General features: G+C 67.1%; 16 protein-coding genes. 13 read left to right on the top strand and 3 right to left on the bottom strand.

The genetic code is table 11. From position 1 onward, the window contains the following. Positions 1–148: 148 nt before the first annotated feature. The 7 genes from rpsD (at position 149) to LV780_RS09940 (ending at position 7,258) form a co-directional block, all read left to right on the top strand. A complete protein-coding gene (rpsD, locus tag LV780_RS09970) occupies positions 149–769 on the top strand; it encodes a 30S ribosomal protein S4 (protein WP_011909175.1) in 621 nt (206 codons plus the stop codon). Between the two features lie 215 nt (positions 770–984). Next, the gene (gene hisC, locus LV780_RS09965) at positions 985–2,070 is read left to right on the top strand and encodes a histidinol-phosphate transaminase (RefSeq protein ID WP_011909174.1); all 1,086 of its coding nucleotides are present in this window, start codon (positions 985–987) and stop codon (positions 2,068–2,070) included. Beyond that, positions 2,070–3,005, top strand: a complete 936-nt coding sequence (locus tag LV780_RS09960; RefSeq protein ID WP_101341072.1) for a prephenate/arogenate dehydrogenase family protein — start codon at positions 2,070–2,072, stop codon at positions 3,003–3,005. Before hisC ends, LV780_RS09960 begins: the two co-directional genes overlap by 1 nt. 5 nt (positions 3,006–3,010) lie before the next feature. Next, complete coding sequence (locus LV780_RS09955; protein WP_108220388.1) at positions 3,011–3,877, top strand: extensin-like domain-containing protein; 867 nt, start codon at positions 3,011–3,013, stop codon at positions 3,875–3,877. Positions 3,878–3,880: 3 nt separating this feature from the next. Continuing rightward, positions 3,881–4,429 carry a gamma-glutamylcyclotransferase gene (locus tag LV780_RS09950; protein WP_117345011.1) on the top strand — a complete coding sequence of 183 codons (549 nt, stop codon included), beginning with the start codon at positions 3,881–3,883 and terminating at the stop codon, positions 4,427–4,429. 72 nt (positions 4,430–4,501) lie between these two features. Continuing rightward, positions 4,502–5,677 carry a biopolymer transporter ExbB gene (locus LV780_RS09945; RefSeq protein ID WP_108220390.1) on the top strand — a complete coding sequence of 392 codons (1,176 nt, stop codon included), beginning with the start codon at positions 4,502–4,504 and terminating at the stop codon, positions 5,675–5,677. Positions 5,678–5,680: 3 nt separating this feature from the next. After that, positions 5,681–7,258, top strand: coding sequence for a peptidoglycan -binding protein (locus LV780_RS09940; RefSeq protein WP_108220391.1), 1,578 nt, complete (start codon positions 5,681–5,683; stop codon positions 7,256–7,258). 113 nt (positions 7,259–7,371) lie between these two features. Here LV780_RS09940 and clpA read toward each other — a convergent pair whose 3' ends face one another. Continuing rightward, a complete protein-coding gene (gene clpA, locus LV780_RS09935) occupies positions 7,372–9,687 on the bottom strand; it encodes an ATP-dependent Clp protease ATP-binding subunit ClpA (RefSeq protein ID WP_044248217.1) in 2,316 nt (771 codons plus the stop codon). A gap of 165 nt (positions 9,688–9,852) precedes the next feature. Beyond that, positions 9,853–10,620 (bottom strand): hydroxyacylglutathione hydrolase, encoded by a 768-nt coding sequence (gloB, locus tag LV780_RS09930; RefSeq protein WP_108220392.1) that lies wholly within the window; start codon positions 10,618–10,620, stop codon positions 9,853–9,855. A gap of 63 nt (positions 10,621–10,683) precedes the next feature. On the opposite strand from gloB, the gene LV780_RS09925 reads away from it, so the two are divergent. The 6 genes from LV780_RS09925 to LV780_RS09900 all read left to right on the top strand — a co-directional run bounded on the left by LV780_RS09925 (position 10,684) and on the right by LV780_RS09900 (position 16,621). Then, positions 10,684–11,472 (top strand): class I SAM-dependent methyltransferase, encoded by a 789-nt coding sequence (locus LV780_RS09925; RefSeq protein WP_011909166.1) that lies wholly within the window; start codon positions 10,684–10,686, stop codon positions 11,470–11,472. Between the two features lie 304 nt (positions 11,473–11,776). Next, positions 11,777–12,337 (top strand): F0F1 ATP synthase subunit delta, encoded by a 561-nt coding sequence (locus LV780_RS09920; RefSeq protein WP_108220393.1) that lies wholly within the window; start codon positions 11,777–11,779, stop codon positions 12,335–12,337. Continuing rightward, positions 12,338–13,876 (top strand): F0F1 ATP synthase subunit alpha, encoded by a 1,539-nt coding sequence (atpA, locus tag LV780_RS09915; RefSeq protein WP_108220394.1) that lies wholly within the window; start codon positions 12,338–12,340, stop codon positions 13,874–13,876. Between the two features lie 22 nt (positions 13,877–13,898). Continuing rightward, positions 13,899–14,768, top strand: coding sequence for a F0F1 ATP synthase subunit gamma (locus LV780_RS09910; RefSeq protein ID WP_108220395.1), 870 nt, complete (start codon positions 13,899–13,901; stop codon positions 14,766–14,768). A 17-nt stretch (positions 14,769–14,785) separates the two neighbouring features. Next, positions 14,786–16,213: a F0F1 ATP synthase subunit beta gene (gene atpD, locus LV780_RS09905; RefSeq protein ID WP_011909162.1), complete on the top strand. Its 1,428-nt coding sequence runs from the start codon at positions 14,786–14,788 to the stop codon at positions 16,211–16,213. A 9-nt stretch (positions 16,214–16,222) separates the two neighbouring features. Then, complete coding sequence (locus tag LV780_RS09900; RefSeq protein WP_011909161.1) at positions 16,223–16,621, top strand: F0F1 ATP synthase subunit epsilon; 399 nt, start codon at positions 16,223–16,225, stop codon at positions 16,619–16,621. A 178-nt stretch (positions 16,622–16,799) separates the two neighbouring features. Here LV780_RS09900 and LV780_RS09895 read toward each other — a convergent pair whose 3' ends face one another. Next, complete coding sequence (locus LV780_RS09895; protein WP_011909160.1) at positions 16,800–17,819, bottom strand: ribose-phosphate pyrophosphokinase; 1,020 nt, start codon at positions 17,817–17,819, stop codon at positions 16,800–16,802. Between the last annotated feature and the right edge of the window lie 46 nt (positions 17,820–17,865).

The raw sequence follows: 17,865 nt of genomic DNA, 5'->3' as shown, positions 1-17,865 counted from the left end.
TGACTCTCCATCCGGGGCCTGTATAAGCGCGCATCCCCGGGCATTCGGCCCGGGGTTTTCATTGGTGTTGGTGGCCCCCGCAAGGGGATGACCTGTCGCCCGGGTTCCGGGAAAGGACAACGCCCTTCACGCTCGAAGGAGATCAGCGGTGACCAAACGCACCTCTGCCAAATACAAGATCGACCGCCGCATGGGCGAAAACATCTGGGGCCGTCCGAAGTCCCCGGTGAACAAGCGCGAATACGGCCCCGGCCAGCACGGCCAGCGCCGCAAGAACAAGCTGTCGGACTTCGGCACGCAGCTGCGCGCCAAGCAGAAGCTCAAGGGTTACTACGGCGACCTGACCGAAAAGCAGTTCCGCAAGATCTATGCGGAAGCCGAGCGCGTCAAGGGCGACACCGGCGAGATGCTGGTCGGCCTGCTCGAGCGTCGGCTTGACGCCATCGTCTATCGCGCCAAGTTCGTGCCGACCGTCTTTGCCGCGCGCCAGTTCGTGAACCACGGCCATGTGACCGTGAACGGCCAGCGCGTGAACATCGGTTCCTACCGCTGCAAGGAAGGCGACGTGATCCAGGTGCGCGAGCGGTCGCGCCAACTCGCGATCGTTCTCGAGGCCACCCAGCTCGCCGAGCGTGACGTGCCGGATTACATCGAGGTCGATTACTCGAAGATGACGGCGACCTTCGTCCGCACCCCGTCGCTGGGCGACGTGCCCTACCCGGTGGTGATGGAGCCGAACCTGGTCGTCGAATTCTACGCGAAGAACTGATCCTGAGGCCCGCGGCGCCACCCGGCGCCCGCGCCCGGGGACCTTCCGGCCGTTCCGCTTGCGGAGCGGCCTTTTTCTTCCGCTACATGCGGGATGGGCGGCTAGCCCTTGTGGCCTGCGGGTCGCATCGCCCCAGCGCCTTCTGTTCCTGATCAGTTCGCACTGGTCTCGTGACCTCGCCCCGGCTAGAACCCGCTGGCAGAGGAAGGTGACCCATGAGCGACGCGATACGCCCCCAGCCCGGAATTCTCGACATTGCCCTTTACGAGGGCGGCAAGAGCCATGTGGCAGGCATCCAGAACGCGCTGAAACTCTCGTCGAACGAGAATCCCTTCGGGCCCTCGCCCAAGGCGAAGGAAGCCTTCCTGCGCTCGGTCCATACGCTGCACCGCTACCCCTCGACCGATCACGCCGGCCTGCGCCAGGCCATTGCCGAGGTGCACGGGCTCGATCCGGCGCGGGTGATCTGCGGCGTCGGCTCGGACGAGATCATCACCTTCCTGTGCCAGGCCTACGCCGGGCCGCACACCGACGTGATCTTCACCGAGCACGGCTTCCTGATGTACCGGATCTCGGCCCTTGCGGTGGGCGCGAACCCGGTCGAGGTGCCCGAGCGCGAGCGCACGACGGACGTGGATGCGATCCTCGCCGCCTGCACGCCCCACACGCGGCTCGTGTTCCTGGCCAATCCGAACAACCCCACCGGCACGATGATCGGGCAGGCCGATCTGGCGCGGCTGGCCGAGGGGCTGCCGCCGCAGGCGATCCTCGTGCTCGACGGGGCCTATGCCGAATATGTGCCGGGCTATGACGCGGGCCTCGCCCTGGTCGAGAAGCGGACGAATGTCGTCATGACGCGGACCTTCTCGAAGATCTACGGGCTTGGCGGGCTGCGGATCGGCTGGGGCTACGGGCCGAAGGCGATCATCGACGTGCTGAACCGGATCCGGGGGCCGTTCAACCTCTCGACCACGCAGCTCGAGACGGCCGAGGCCGCGGTGCGCGATCAGGACCACGTTGCCCGTTGCCGCGCCGACAACGCCCGCTGGCGCGTCTGGCTGGCCGAGGCGCTGGCCGAGATCGGCGTTCCGTCGGACACGTCGATGGCGAACTTCATCCTCGCGCGCTTCTCGGACAGCGAAGAGGCCGAGGCCTGCGACCTCTACCTGCAGAGTCAGGGGCTGATCGTGCGGCGCGTGGCGGGATACAAGCTGCCGCACTGCCTGCGGATCACGATCGGCGATGAGGCCTCGTGCCGCCGGGTGGCCCATGCGATCGCCCAGTTCAAGAGGATGCGCTGATGGCGCTGCATGACCGCGTGGCGCTGATCGGGCTGGGGCTCATCGCCTCGTCGATGGCGCACGCGATGCGCGGGGCGGGCCTGTGCCGCGAGATCGTGGGCCATGCCCGCAGCGCCGAGACGCGGGCGACGGCGCTCGAGATCGGCCTCTGCGACCGGGTGTGCGAGACGGCGGCCGAAGCGGTGGAGGGGGCCGACCTGATCGTGCTCGCCGTGCCGGTGGGCGCCATGGGCGCCATCGCCGCCGAGATCGCGCCGCATCTGAAGCCCGGCGCCACGGTCACGGATGTGGGGTCGGTCAAGCAGGCCGTCATCACGGCGGTCGCGCCGCACATCCCCGAGGGGGTGCATTTCATCCCCGGCCACCCGCTCGCCGGCACCGAACATTCCGGCCCGCGATCGGGCTTTGCCACGCTCTTTCGCAACCGCTGGTGGCTGCTCACGCCGCCCGAAGGCGCCGATCCGGCCGCGGTCGCGCGGCTTCGGGCGCTGTGCGAGGGGATGGGCGCCAACGTCGAGGAGATGGACGCGGCGCACCACGATCTGGTGCTGGCCGTCACGAGCCACACGCCCCACCTGATCGCCTACACGATGGTGGGCGTGGCGGATCACCTCCGCCGGGTCACCCAATCGGAAATAATCCGCTACTCGGCGGCGGGTTTCCGCGACTTTACGCGCATCGCGGCCTCGGACCCCACGATGTGGAGGGATGTCTTCTTGACAAACAAGGAGGCGACGCTGGACATTCTCGGCCGTTTCACCGAAGAACTTTTCGCGCTGCAGAGAGCCATTCGATTGGGTGATGGGGATCATCTTTTCGAATATTTCACGCGCACGCGCGCCATCCGCCGGGGGATCATCGAGGCGGGTCAGGACACGGCAGCACCGGACTTCGGCCGCGCGGCCGAGGCGACCAACGGGACAGGGAAGGGCTAGGGACGATGCGGGCATTCGGGGTGATGGTTCTCGTCACGGGATTCATGGCAGGAACCGCGCTCGCAGATGCCCCCTCGGTATCCCCGCGTCCTTCGGCGCGCCCGGCTGTCGCCGCCGCGCCGGCTCCGGTCGCCGCCGCATCCGAGCAGACGCTGCGCCCGCGGGCCCGTCCGGCCCTGAAGGTCGCGGCGGCCGAGGCCCTGCCGCGCGGTCCGGCCATGATGAGCCTTGTCGCGCCCGCACGGGCGGAGCCGCGGCGCGCGGGGTTTCTCGAGACGTTCTTCCGCCCGAAGGCCCGCCCGCCCGAGACCGTGACCCGGGCCGCCGCCGTCCGCACCGTGCCGGGCGGCGCCATGATCCAGAGCCGCAAGGGCTCGGTCTGCGGCGATCCGACGATCCGGGGCGCCACCCTCGCTCCCATCGTCGGAAAGATCCGCGGATGCGGCATCGCCGAGCCGGTGCAGGTCACCTCGATCGACGGGGTGGCGCTGAGCATGGCCGCGACCATGGATTGCGGCACCGCCCGCGCGCTCAAGACCTGGATCAACCGGGGCCTGCGTCCGAACGTGCCCTCCGACGTCGTGAGGCTGGAGATTGCCGGCGCTTACACCTGCCGCAGCCGCAACAACCAGCGCGGCAACCCGATCAGCGAGCATGGCCGCGGCAAGGCGGTCGATATCTCGGGCTTCACGCTCGCCAATGGCAAGTCCGTCAGCATTGCCCGCGACTGGGGGCGCGAGAAGATGATCCGCGCCTCGCACAAGGCGGCCTGCGGGATCTTCGGCACCACCCTCGGCCCCGGCTCGGACGGGTTCCACGAGGATCACCTGCATTTCGACACGGTCGCGCGCCGCACGCCCTACTGCCGCTGAGCGATGCCCCGGCCACTCTGGGTCTTTGGCTACGGATCGCTGATCTGGAACCCCGGCTTTCCGGTCGAGCAGAGCGTGACCGCGCGGCTCGACGGGTGGCGCCGCAGCTTCTGCATGACCTCGATCCACTACCGTGGCACCCTCTCCGTGCCGGGGCTGGTGCTGGCCCTCGATGCGGCGCCCGGAGAGGGATGCGCGGGCGTGGCGTTCCGGGCCGCCACGGGCACAGAGGCCGAAACCCTCGCCGCCCTGCGCGAGCGTGAACTGATCAGCCGAGCCTATCTCGAGCAGTGGCTGCCGGTGGAGCTGACCACGGGCGAAACGGTCGAGGCGCTCGTCTATGTCATCGATCCCGCGCATCAGCAATATTGCGGCCATCTCGATCTCGAGACACAGGCCCGGATCATCGCGCGCGCCGCAGGCGAGCGGGGACCGAACCGCGACTACCTGCTGAACACGGTGGCGCATCTGGAGCAACTGGGCATCGACGACCCCGACCTGTGCTGGCTTGCAACACGGGTGCGTGCATTGGGCAACGAACCGGCGTCCTGACACTTTCCCCCGTTGGCAGCCGGTGGTGCCGCGCCTATTGTGCACTGGCAGAAGAAAGGGGCCTAACCCGCAATGCCGAGAACCGCCGTCGAGGCCGAGCCGCACTTCACCCAGCCGGTCCGGCAGATCGTGATGATGCTCGTCGTCGTCGCGCTGGTCGCCGTCGGCGCCTTCGTGGCCTTCACCACGCTCGAGCGGGTGTTCCTCTCGAACCCCTATCTCAACGCCCTGATCTTCTTTGTTTTCGTACTGGGGCTCTCCACCTGCTTCCTCCAGATGGCGCAGCTCGTCCAGTCCGTGAGCTGGATCGAGAATTTCGTCCGGGACCGGCCGGGGTTTGAATATGTGCGCGCGCCCCGCCTGCTTGCCCCGCTCGCCTCGCTTCTGCGCTCGCGCGGCAAGCGGATGCAGATCTCCTCGACCTCCTCGCGCTCGATCCTCGACTCCGTCGGCACGCGGCTGGACGAGGCGCGCGACATCACCCATTATCTGGCCAGCCTGCTGATCTTCCTCGGTCTGCTGGGCACTTTCTACGGGCTTGCGACCACCGTCCCGGCGCTCGTTCAGACCATCCGCGCGCTGTCTCCGCAGGAAGGCCAGAGCGGTGTCGAACTGTTCGGCGAACTCATGGAAGGGTTCGAGAGCCAGCTGGGCGGCATGGGCACGGCCTTCTCCTCCTCGCTGCTGGGCCTTGCGGGCTCGCTTGTCGTGGGCCTGCTCGAACTCTTTGCCAGCCACGGGCAGAACCGCTTCTATCGTCAGCTCGAGGAATGGCTGTCCTCCTTCACGCGCCTCTCGCCCGCGGGCGTCGAGGGCGACGGGGCGGACGCCTCGCTGGTGGCGGGCGTGCTCGAGCAGATGATGCAGCAGATGGACCGGATGCAGGAGCTTTACGCCCGGGCGGACGTGAGCCGGAGCCTCGTCGATGCGCGGATGGCCGATCTTGCCGGCGCGGTGCAGACGCTGGCCGAGCGGATCGAGGGTCAGACGAGCGGTCAGGCCGAGCTTCTCGAGCGGGTGGCCGCAGGGCAGGAGCGGCTGGTGACAGCGCTTTCCGGGGCGGAAGCTTCGGCCTTCGCGGATGCCGAGGCGCGCATGCGCCTGCGGTCGATCGACGTCCAGCTTCTGCGCATCCTCGAGGAGATTGCGGCCGGCCGGCAGGAGAGCACCTCGGACCTGCGCAGCGACCTCGCCGCGCTGACCGGCGCCGTGCGACAGCTGTCGCGCTCGGCGGCGGCGCGAGGCTAGGCGATGGCGCTGGTGCGGCGAAACGGGCGGCGCGAGACCAACATCTGGCCCGGCTTCGTCGACGCCATGACGGCGCTGCTTCTGGTTCTGATGTTCGTGCTCACCATCTTCATGGTGATCCAGTCGGTCCTGCGCGAGACGATCAGCACGCAGGACACCGAGCTTGACAGTCTGACCGGTCAACTGGCCGATCTCGCCGACGCGCTGGGACTCGAACGGCAGAAGACGTCGGACCTGACCGCGGCGGTCGATGCGGCCCGCGCCGAGGGGGAACGGCAGGCCGCCACCATCGCCACCCTGACGGCAACCCTGTCCGCCCGCGAGGGAGAGCTGTCGGCCGCCCAGGGCCGCATCGCCTCGTTCGAAGAGCAGGTGGCGACGCTCCTGTCCGAGCGCGATCGGGCGAGGGGCGAGGCGGAGCGGCTGTCGGCCTCTGTCGAGGAACTGGAGGCGGCGCGGGCCGCCCTCATCTCGGATCAGGAGGCGGCGCAGCTTGCACTGGCTCAGGCGCGCAGCGAGATCGATGCGCAGGCCGAGGCGGCGCGTCTGGCCGCCGCCCGGCGCGAGGCTCTCGACGCGCTCGTGGCGGATCTGCGCGGCCAGATCGCGGAAAGCGAGAAGAAACTCTCCGACGAAGAGGCCGCCCGGCTCGCCGATGCGGCCGCGGCCGAAGCCCTGCGGGCGCGTCTCAGGGCGTCCGAGACCGAACTGACCGCCATGACGCTGGCGCTGGAAGAGCAGCGCAAGCGGGCCGAAGAGACCCTGACTCTGCTGGCGGCCGCGCGCACCGACGCGGCCCGGGCGGCGACCGAGGCGGAAGAACGGGCGGCCGCGCTGGCCGCCGCACGCGAGGTTCTCGCGTCCCGGGAGGGGGAGGGGGCCGAAGCGGCCCGGCGCGTGGCGCTTCTGAACGAGCAGGTCGCCGCCCTGCGGGCGCAGCTCGGCTCGCTGCAGGGCCTCCTGGATGCGGCGCAGGAACGCGACGAGGAGAACAGGGTCCAGCTGCAGAGCCTCGGGACCCAGCTCAACTCGGCGCTGGCGCAGGTGGCGGCCGAGCAGAAGCGTCGTGCCGAGCTTGAGGAGGCAGAGCGCCTCCGGCTCGAGGCGCAGAACAAGGATCTGGAACGCTTCCGGTCCGAGTTCTTCGGCCAGTTGCGCCAGGTTCTGGCCGGGCGCGAGGGGGTTCGGATCGTCGGCGACCGTTTCGTCTTTTCCTCCGAAGTGCTGTTCGAGCCGGGCTCGGCCCAGCTTGCCGCCGAGGGCCGGACGCAGATCTCGGGCGTGACCCGGACGCTGAGCGAGATCCGCGAGCAGATCCCGGAGGGGATCGACTGGATCATCCGTGTGGACGGGCACACCGACGATGTGCCGCTGTCGGGCTTTGGCGCGTTTCGGGACAACTGGGAACTGAGTTCGGCCCGCGCGCTCTCGGTCGTGCGCTACATGCAGCAGACGCTGGGCTTCCCGCCCTCGCGCCTGGCCGCGACGGGCTTTGGCGAGTATCGCCCCGTGGTGGAAGGCAGCAGCCCCGAGGCGCGCGCCCAGAACCGCCGCATCGAGCTGAAGCTGACCGAACGTTGAGCCGTCTCTCGGCCGCGCGAAACCCCGACGGATGAGGAGTGAGGCCGGATCACGCAGAAGGGCGGGGTTTCCCCCGCCCTTTGCACCCGTCTTCGGCCCGGAGAGACCGTCGATCAGTCCGCCGTCAGCAGCGGCGGCTTGGAGCCCGTCAGGCGCGGTTTCGGCTCTTCGATCCTGAGATCGATCGTGCCGTCCTTGACGCCCACCTTGACCAGCCCGCCCTTCACCAGCCGGCCGAACAGAAGTTCCTCGGCCAGCGGCTTCTTGATGTTTTCCTGGATCACGCGGCCCAGCGGTCGCGCGCCCATCTTGTCGTCGTAGCCCTTGTCGCCCAGCCAGGCGGCGGCCTCCGGCGACAGCTCGATATGAACGCCGCGGTCCATCAGCTGCGCCTCGAGCTGGAGGACGAACTTCTCGACCACCTGCAGGATGATCTCCTTGCCGAGCGGGGCGAAGGAGATGACGGCGTCGAGGCGGTTGCGGAACTCGGGCGTGAAGGTCCGCTCGATCGCGGCCGTATCCTCGCCCTCGCGCCGGTCGCGGCCGAAGCCGATGGCCGACTTCGCCAGTTCCGCCGCCCCCGCGTTCGAGGTCATGATCAGGATCACGTTGCGGAAATCCACCGACCGGCCGTTGTGGTCGGTGAGCTTGCCGTGGTCCATCACCTGCAGCAGGATGTTGTAGACATCCGGGTGAGCCTTCTCGATCTCGTCGAGCAGCAGCACGCAATGCGGATGCTGGTCCACGCCGTCGGTCAGCATCCCGCCCTGGTCGAAGCCGACATAGCCCGGAGGCGCGCCGATGAGGCGCGAGACCGCGTGCTTCTCCATATATTCCGACATGTCGAAGCGCAGCAGTTCGACGCCGAGAATCGAGGCGAGCTGCTTGGCGACCTCGGTCTTGCCAACGCCGGTGGGGCCGGCGAAGAGATAGTTGCCAATCGGCTTCTCGGGCTCGCGCAGGCCCGCCCGAGCCAGCTTGATCGCCGAGGACAGCGCCTCGATCGCCTTGTCCTGCCCGAAGACCACCCGCTTGAGCGTCTTTTCCAGATCGCGCAGCACCTCGGCATCGTCCTTCGAGACGCTCTTCGGGGGGATGCGGGCGATCTTGGCCACCACGGCCTCGATCTCGCGCGGACCGATGGTCTTGCGGCGCTTGCTGTCGGCCAGCAGATGCTGGGCCGCGCCAGCCTCGTCGATCACGTCGATCGCCTTGTCGGGCAGCTTGCGGTCATGAATGTAGCGCGCCGAGAGTTCCACCGCCGAGCGGATCGCATCCTGCGTGTAGCGCAGGTCGTGATGCTCCTCGAAATAGGGTTTCAGACCCATCAGGATCTTAACCGTATCCTCGACCGAGGGCTCGTTCACGTCGATCTTCTGGAAGCGCCGCGACAGCGCACGGTCCTTCTCGAAATGCTGGCGATACTCCTTGTAGGTGGTCGAGCCCATGCAGCGCAGCTTGCCGCCCTGCAGCGCGGGCTTGAGCAGGTTCGAGGCGTCCATCGCCCCGCCGGAGGTGGCGCCGGCGCCGATCACCGTGTGGATCTCGTCGATGAAGAGGATGGCGTCGGGATGATCCTCCATCTCCTTCACCACGGCCTTCAGCCGCTCTTCGAAGTCGCCGCGGTAGCGGGTGCCGGCCAGCAGTGCGCCCATGTCGAGCGAGAAGATCGTGGCGCGGGCGAGGATGTCAGGCGTCTCGCCGTTGACGATCTTGCGCGCGAGGCCCTCGGCGATGGCGGTCTTGCCGACGCCCGGATCGCCCACCAGCAGCGGGTTGTTCTTCCGGCGGCGGCAGAGCACCTGGATGCAGCGTTCGACCTCAAGCTCGCGGCCGATCAGCGGGTCCACGTCGCCCTTGCGGGCCTTGACGTTCAGGTCAACGCAATATTTGGACAACGCAGACTCCTTCGCTTCGCCAGCTTCAGCCTTAGGGGTCTCATGATGCTCCTCCGCGCCGCTGACGGGGCGGGGCTCGCCATAGGACGGGTCCTTCGCCACGCCATGCGCGATGAAGTTGACCGCGTCGTAGCGGGTCATGTCCTGCTCCTGCAGGAAATAGGCGGCGTTCGACTCCCGTTCGGCGAAGATGGCGACCAGCACATTGGCGCCCGTCACCTCGGTCCGGCCGGAGGACTGCACATGGATGGCGGCGCGCTGGATCACGCGCTGGAAGGCGGCCGTCGGCACGGCCTCGGACCCTTCGACGGTGGTGACGAGGGTGGACAGGTCGTCGTCGATGAAATCGACAAGCGTCTTGCGCAATTCGTCAAGATCGACCGAACAGGCCTTCATCACGCGCGAGGCGTCGGGCTCGTCGATCAGCGCCAGAAGCAGATGCTCCAGCGTGGCGAGTTCATGACGGCGGGCATTCGCAAGCGCCAGAGCGCCGTGGATGGCTTGCTCGAGAGTGGTCGAAAAAGATGGCACGATCGGGTGCTCCTGTCCTGCGGGTCGAAGGGGCATCAGCTCCTCGGACCTTGGCCTCGTAAGTTTAAAGTTCGGTTTTCTTTGCCGCCCTTCAAGTGTTATTTCGGACAAGTTCTGCTTTCTGACAGCCTCCTCGCAAAAAGTGATCGTCCCTTCGCGGACGCATCAGAAATTATCCTTCCGCCTTCGGATTTCGGCGAAAACCTCGGCATCTTCTGCATCGGCCATGCCAACGGCAGCCTTCAGTGCGGCTTCTCCCGCCCGAAGGAAGGGATTGGTCGCGATTTCATCGGAAAGTTGTGAGGGAACGGTGGGACGACCCTCTTTTCGGGCCGCAGCGATGGATCCGACCCGAAAGATAAGCACCGGATTCTCGGGTTCAAGGGTGCAGGCAAAGCGGGCATTTGCCTGCGTATATTCATGGCCCGAGCAGATCAGCGTGTCGGCGGGCAGTGCCGAAAGTTTGCGCAGGCTCTGCCACATCATCCGGGGCGTGCCCTCGAAGAGCCGCCCGCAGCCCATCGCCATCAAACTGTCCCCGGTGAAGGCAAGGCCGGAGTCCGCGAAGTGAAAGGCGATATGCCCGACCGTGTGGCCGGGCACCTCCAGAACCGTGCCGTCCTCGGAGCCGATGCGCACCCTGTCGCCCTCGGCCAGCGCGAGGTCGAGGGGTGGCAGGCGGTAGGCGTCGGCCGCCGCGCCCGCGACCCGGGCGCCGGTGGCCTCGCGCAGCGCCGCCACTCCCGCCACATGATCGCCGTGGTGGTGGGTGAGGAGGATCTGCGTCAGGTGCCAGTTCCGCTCCGCGAGGGCCGCCATCACCGGCCCGGCCTCGGGCACGTCCACGACGGCGGTCTCTCCGCTCGCCCCATCATGGACGAGGAAGGCGTAATTGTCGCTGAGGCAGGGCACCGTTACCAGTTCGAGCGGCATGGTTTCTTCTCCCTTTCCTTAGTAGTGTGGCCCTGACCTCTGCCCGGACAAGGCTTGCCCGCAATGCATCTCGACGTGCTCGACCTGCACAGCTTCTACTACAGGACACCACTCGGACGGGTTGCGCAACGCGCCGTGCGGGATCAGGTCCAGAAGCTCTGGCCCGATGCCAAGGGCCAGACGGTGGCGGGCTTCGGCTTTTCGGTGCCGCTCCTGCGACCGTATCTCGAGCAGGCCCGCCGGGTCATTGCCCTGATGCCCGGACCCCAGGGCGTGATGCCCTGGCCGGTGGGGATGGGGAACGTCTCGGTGCTCTGCGACGAGGGCTCCTGGCCGCTCTCGACCGGGATGGTGGACAAGCTGGTGATGCTGCACGGGCTGGAAACGTCCGAGCACCCGTCCGAGGTCCTGGCGGAAGCCTGGCGCGTGCTGGGGCCCGGCGGAAAGGCGCTCTTCATCGTGCCGTCGCGCTCGGGGCTCTGGGCGCGCCGGGACGGCACGCCCTTCGGCTTCGGCCGGCCCTATTCGTTCAACCAGCTCGAGACGCAGCTGAAGCGGCACGACTTCACGCCCGAACGCACGCTGGCCGCGCTCTTTGCGCCGCCGCTTCACCAGCGGTTCTGGCTCAAGACGGCCGACTTCTGGGAGACGGGGGGGCGGCGCTTCGCGCCCTGGCTGGTGGGAGGGGTGCTGATCGTCGAGGCCTCCAAGCAGATGTATGCGCCGACGCGCTCCGGGCTCAAGTCCGTCGTCACCAATCCGCTGCGCGCGCTGGAGGGCATTCCGCAGCCGCTGCCTGCGCCCGCAAGCCGCACTTCGGGCCCGTCGGGACCCTGCGGCGACGGATGTTAGCGGCACCACGATTCCGATGTTAGCGGCACCAGCGCCGGTCATCTCGTCGCATGACAGAAAGCGACCTTGAAAGCCCTTTCCGCAGGCATCGTGCGAAAGGCGGGGGAGGCCACGGAGCGCCAAGGAAACAAAGGCTTCGCCCCGTCGCCGGAGGGCTGACCTTCGTGGTTGCGAGGCTGCAAGTCCTCTGCTACACCCGCCGCGAAACTTGAGACGCGCGGGAAAGATCCTTCGCGCCACACAGTGCCTCTGGCCTGCGGGACGCAAAACCCGCTTCCGGGGCCAAGATATCGAAAGGGTTGACGTGTCCGAACCGGCTTCGATTTCCTCTGGCATCGCCGCGCGCTACGCCGCCGCCGTCTTCGAACTGGCGAAGGACGAGGGTGCCCTGCCCGCACTCGAGAAGGATATGGACGCCCTCGGCGCCGCCTGGGCCGAGAGTGCGGATCTGCGGGATCTCGCCACCTCTCCGGTCTATGCGCGCGAGGATCAGCAGAAGGCCATCGCCGCGATCGCCTCGAAGATGGGCCTCTCGTCCCTGACCTCGAACACGCTCGCCCTCATGGGCTCCAAGCGCCGCCTCTTCGTGCTGCCCCAGATGGTGGCCGACGTGCAGAACCGCATCGCGACGGAAAAGGGCGAGATCACTGCGGAGGTGACCGCCGCCGCGCCGCTCAGCCCCGAGCAGGCCGCCCGCCTCGCCGCCACGCTGAAGGCCCGCGCGGGCAAGGATGTCAAACTGAAAACCACCGTTGATGAAAGCCTCATCGGCGGTCTTGTCGTCAAGCTGGGTTCCTCCATGATCGACACCTCGGTCAAGGCGCGGCTCGCAGCTCTCCAGAATGCAATGAAAGAGGTCGGATAAATGGGTATCCAAGCTGCTGAGATCTCTGCGATCCTCAAGGAGCAGATCAAGAACTTCGGCCAGGCTGCCGAAGTCGCCGAAGTGGGGCGCGTTCTCTCGGTGGGCGACGGGATTGCCCGCGTTCATGGCCTCGACAACGTGCAGGCCGGCGAGATGGTGGAGTTCCCCGGCGGGATCCGCGGCATGGCGCTCAACCTCGAGGTTGACAACGTCGGCGTCGTGATCTTCGGCGACGACCGCTCGATCAAGGAAGGCGACACTGTCAAGCGCACCAAGTCCATCGTGGACGTGCCGGCCGGCGACGCGCTGCTGGGCCGCGTGGTCGATGGCCTCGGCAACCCGATTGACGGCAAGGGTCCGATCGCGGCGACCGAGCGTCGCGTGGCCGACGTGAAGGCCCCGGGCATCATCCCGCGGAAAGGCGTGCACGAGCCGATGGCGACCGGCCTCAAGTCGGTCGACGCCATGATCCCGATCGGCCGCGGCCAGCGCGAGCTGATCATCGGTGACCGCCAGACCGGCAAGACCGCGATCGCGCTCGACACGATCCTGAACCAGAAGAGCTACAACGAAGCCGCCGGCGACGACGAGAGCAAGAAGCTCTACTGCATCTATGTCGCGATCGGCCAGAAGCGTTCGACCGTCGCGCAGCTGGTGAAGAAGCTGGAAGAGACCGGCGCCATCGCCTACACGCTCGTCGTGGCCGCGACCGCCTCGGACCCGGCGCCGATGCAGTTCCTCGCGCCCTACGCCGCGACCGCGATGGCGGAATATTTCCGCGACAACGGCCGCCACGCGCTGATCATCTACGATGACCTCTCGAAGCAGGCCGTCGCCTACCGCCAGATGTCGCTGCTGCTCCGCCGTCCGCCGGGGCGCGAAGCCTACCCGGGCGACGTGTTCTACCTCCACTCGCGCCTGCTCGAGCGTTCGGCCAAGCTGAACAAGGAGCATGGCTCGGGCTCGCTGACCGCGCTGCCGATCATCGAGACGCAAGGCGGCGACGTGTCGGCCTTCATCCCGACCAACGTGATCTCGATCACCGACGGCCAGATCTTCCTTGAAACCGAACTGTTCTACCAGGGCATCCGCCCCGCCGTGAACACCGGTCTGTCGGTGTCGCGCGTGGGCTCCTCGGCCCAGACCGACGCGATGAAGTCGGTCGCGGGCCCGGTGAAGCTGGAACTGGCGCAATATCGCGAGATGGCGGCCTTCGCCCAGTTCGGTTCGGACCTCGACGCCGCCACCCAGCAGCTGCTGAACCGTGGCGCCCGCCTGACCGAGCTGATGAAGCAGCCGCAATATGCGCCGCTGACCAATGCCGAGATCGTCTGCGTGATCTTCGCCGGCACCAAGGGCTACCTCGACAAGGTTCCGGTCAAGGACGTCGGCCGCTGGGAGCAGGGCCTGCTCAAGCACCTGCGCACCAACGCCCGCGATCTGCTGGCGGACATCACCAACAACGACCGCAAGGTCAAGGGTGAGCTGGAAGACAAGATCCGCGCCGCGCTCGACACCTACGCCAAAGACTTCGCCTGAGGGCGGGGCAGGGAGATAACGGATGCCCAGCCTCAAGGACCTGAAGAACAGGATCGGAAGCGTCAAGAACACGCGGAAGATCACCAAGGCCATGCAGATGGTCGCGGCGGCCAAGCTTCGCCGCGCCCAGGAGGCTGCCGAGGCCGCCCGTCCCTTTGCCGAGCGGATGACCGCCGTCATGACGGGCCTCGCGGGCTCCGTCGGCTCTTCGGAAAGCGCGCCGCGTCTCCTTGCGGGGACCGGCAGCGACAAGGTGCAGCTTCTGGTGGTGATGACCGCCGAGCGCGGCCTCTGCGGCGGCTTCAACTCGTCGATCGTCCGGCTTGCCCGGGCGCATGCGGCGAAGCTGCTCGCCGAGGGCAAGACGGTGAAGATCCTCACCGTCGGCAAGAAGGGGCGTGAGCAGCTTCGCCGCGACCTCGGCCAGCACTTCATCGGCCATGTGGACCTCTCCGAGGTCAAGCGCATGGGCTATCCGGTGGCGCAGGGCATCGCCCGTGACGTGCTCGACCGCTTCGACAAGGGCGAGTTCGACGTGGCGACGATCTTCTTCGCCCGCTTCCAGTCGGTGATCAGCCAGATCCCGACCGCGCAGCAGGTGATCCCCGCCGTGTTCGAGGGCGAGGGCGAGGTCAGCTCGCTCTACGACTACGAACCGTCCGAGGAAGGCGTTCTTGCCGACCTCCTGCCGCGGGGCGTGGCCACGCAGATCTTCACGGCTCTGCTCGAGAACGGCGCCTCCGAGCAGGGTGCCCGGATGTCGGCGATGGACAACGCGACCCGCAACGCCGGCGACATGATCAACCGGTTGACCATCCAGTACAACCGGTCGCGTCAGGCTGCGATCACCAAAGAGCTCATTGAAATCATCTCGGGCGCCGAGGCGCTCTGATCCGACGGAGATACGACATGGCAACAGCATCCCAAGGCAAGGTGACGCAGGTCATCGGCGCCGTCGTGGACGTTCAGTTCGACGGCGGCCTTCCGGCCATCCTGAACGCGCTCGAAACGGTGAACAACGACAAGCGGCTGGTTCTCGAAGTGGCCCAGCACCTCGGCGAGAACACCGTGCGGACCATCGCCATGGACGCGACCGAAGGGCTCGTGCGCGGCGCCCCCGTGACCGACCTCGGCGGCCCGATCTCGGTGCCGGTGGGGGACGCGACCCTTGGCCGCATCCTGAACGTGATCGGCGAGCCGATCGACGAGAAGGGCCCCGTTTCGGGCGACTCGACGCGTGCGATCCACCAGCCGGCGCCGACCTTCGCCGAGCAGTCCACGACCTCGGAAATCCTCGTCACCGGCATCAAGGTGATCGACCTCCTGGCCCCCTACTCGAAGGGCGGCAAGATCGGCCTCTTCGGCGGCGCCGGCGTGGGCAAGACCGTTCTGATCATGGAACTGATCAACAACATCGCCAAGGTGCACTCGGGCTACTCCGTGTTCGCCGGCGTGGGCGAGCGGACCCGTGAAGGGAACGACCTCTACCACGAGATGATCGACTCCGGGGTTATCAAGATCGACAACCTGTCGGAATCGAAGGTGGCGCTGGTCTACGGCCAGATGAACGAGCCTCCGGGGGCGCGTGCCCGCGTGGCGCTGACGGGCCTCACGCTCGCCGAGCAGTTCCGCGACCAGTCGGGCACGGACGTGCTGTTCTTCGTGGACAACATCTTCCGCTTCACCCAGGCGGGTTCGGAAGTGTCGGCGCTTCTTGGCCGTATTCCTTCGGCCGTGGGCTACCAGCCGACGCTCGCCACCGACATGGGCGCGCTGCAGGAGCGCATCACCTCGACGAAAGCCGGCTCGATCACCTCGGTGCAGGCGATCTACGTGCCGGCCGACGACCTCACCGACCCGGCTCCGGCCACCTCGTTCGCCCACCTCGACGCCACGACCGTGCTGTCGCGTGCGATCTCGGAACTCGGCATCTACCCGGCCGTGGACCCGCTCGACTCGACCTCGCGGATCCTTGACCCGCAGATCGTCGGCGAAGAGCACTACAACGTGGCGCGCGCCGTGCAGGGGATCCTCCAGCGCTACAAGTCGCTGCAGGACATCATCGCGATCCTCGGCATGGACGAACTGTCGGAAGAGGACAAGCTGACCGTGGCCCGCGCCCGGAAAATCCAGCGTTTCCTCTCGCAGCCGTTCGACGTGGCGAAGGTCTTCACCGGTTCGGACGGGGTTCAGGTCCCGCTCGAGAAAACCATCGCCTCCTTCAAGGCCGTGGTGAACGGTGAGTATGACCACCTGCCGGAAGCCGCCTTCTACATGGTCGGCGACATCGAAGACGTAATCGCCAAGGCCCAGCGTCTCGCGGCGCAGGCGGCGTAAGGGGGCAACATGGCGGGAACGCTGCAATTCGACCTCGTGTCGCCCGAACGGAGGCTTGCCTCCTTCGCCGCGACCGAGGTGCAGGTCCCGGGGACCGACGGCGACATGACGGCGATGGAGGGGCATGCCCCCACCATCACCACCCTGCGCCCCGGCATCCTGCGGGCCCAAGGGCCTTCGGGCGTGCAGGCCTACGCGGTGACCGGCGGTTTCGCCGAGATCAACGCGACCTCGATCTCGGTCCTGGCCGAGAAGGCCGTCGCGGTCGAGGAACTGACCGGCACGGTGCTCGACGAGTTCATCGCCGAAGCGCGGGAACTGGTCTCGGTCGCTCTGCCCGAGGACAAGGACATGGCCGAGCGCACGCTGAACGACATGTTGGCGCTGAGAGCCTCGGCCGGTCACTGACCCCGGTCCAGATAAGGAAAAGGCCCCGGATTTCCGGGGCCTTTTTCGTTGTGGTCCCGGACGGTCGGGTCTCGGCAAGCGCCACCCTCGACAACGTCCGGGCCGGAATCGAAAGGCTGCCGGAGGAGGACCTCCGGCAGCCGTATGAGGAGATCGGCCGCACGCCGCCCCGCAGGGATCAGCCGCGCTGATACATGCCTTCGTAGATGGGGACGAGCGTCTCGGTCTCGAACAGGGACGAGACCGAGGTGCCGCTCCAGATGTTCAGGATCGCCTGGGCGAAGATCGGCGCCGTGGGCACGATGCGGATGTTTGGTGCGCCGCGGACGGCGGCCGAAGGTTCGATCGAGTCGGTGATGACAAGGCTCTTCATGACCGAATTGGTCACGCGCTCGACCGCGGGACCGGAGAGGACGCCGTGGGTGATGTAGGAATGGACCTCGAGTGCGCCATTCTCGATCAGCACTTCGGCCGCCTTGCAGAGCGTGCCGGCCGTGTCGCAGATGTCATCGACGATGATGCATTTCTTGCCGGCCACATTGCCGATCACCGTCATCTCGGCGATCTCGCCCGGCTTCTCGCGGCGCTTGTCCACGATGGCGAGCGGCGCATTGATCCGCTTGGCGATCTCGCGCGCGCGGGCCACGCCGCCGACGTCGGGCGAGACCACCATCAGATCCTGCATCTGGCCCTTGAAGTGATGCTCGATGTCCAGCGCGAAGATCGGCGCGGAATAGAGGTTGTCCACCGGAATGTCGAAGAAGCCCTGGATCTGGGCCGCGTGCAGGTCCAGCGTCAGCACGCGGTCGATCCCGGCCTCGACGATCAGGTTCGCCACCAGCTTGGCCGAGATCGGCGTCCGGGCCTTGGCGCGGCGGTCCTGCCGGGCATAGCCGAAGTAGGGGATCACCGCGGTGATCCGGTCCGCCGACGACCGACGCAGCGCGTCGGCGATGATCAGCAGTTCCATCAGGTTGTCGTTGGCCGGGTTCGAGGTCGGCTGGATCACATACATGTCCTCGCCGCGGACGTTCTCGTAAACCTCGACGAAGATCTCCTGATCGTTGAACCGTTCGACCCGCGCATCGACCAGCGAGACCGCCATGCCGCGATGAACCGACATCCGCCGCGCGATGGATTTCGCAAGCGTGAGGTTGGCATTGCCGGAGATCAGCTTCGGCTCGTTCATGGCTGGCATCGGATATTCCTCGAGGAGGTCGCAGGAGCGCGGATTCGTGACTGTG

Origin of the sequence: Cereibacter azotoformans, from assembly GCF_021391315.1 — a bacterium.
GTDB classification, from domain to species: domain Bacteria; phylum Pseudomonadota; class Alphaproteobacteria; order Rhodobacterales; family Rhodobacteraceae; genus Cereibacter_A; species Cereibacter_A azotoformans.
This window is presented reverse-complemented; position numbering and strand designations above follow the sequence as displayed.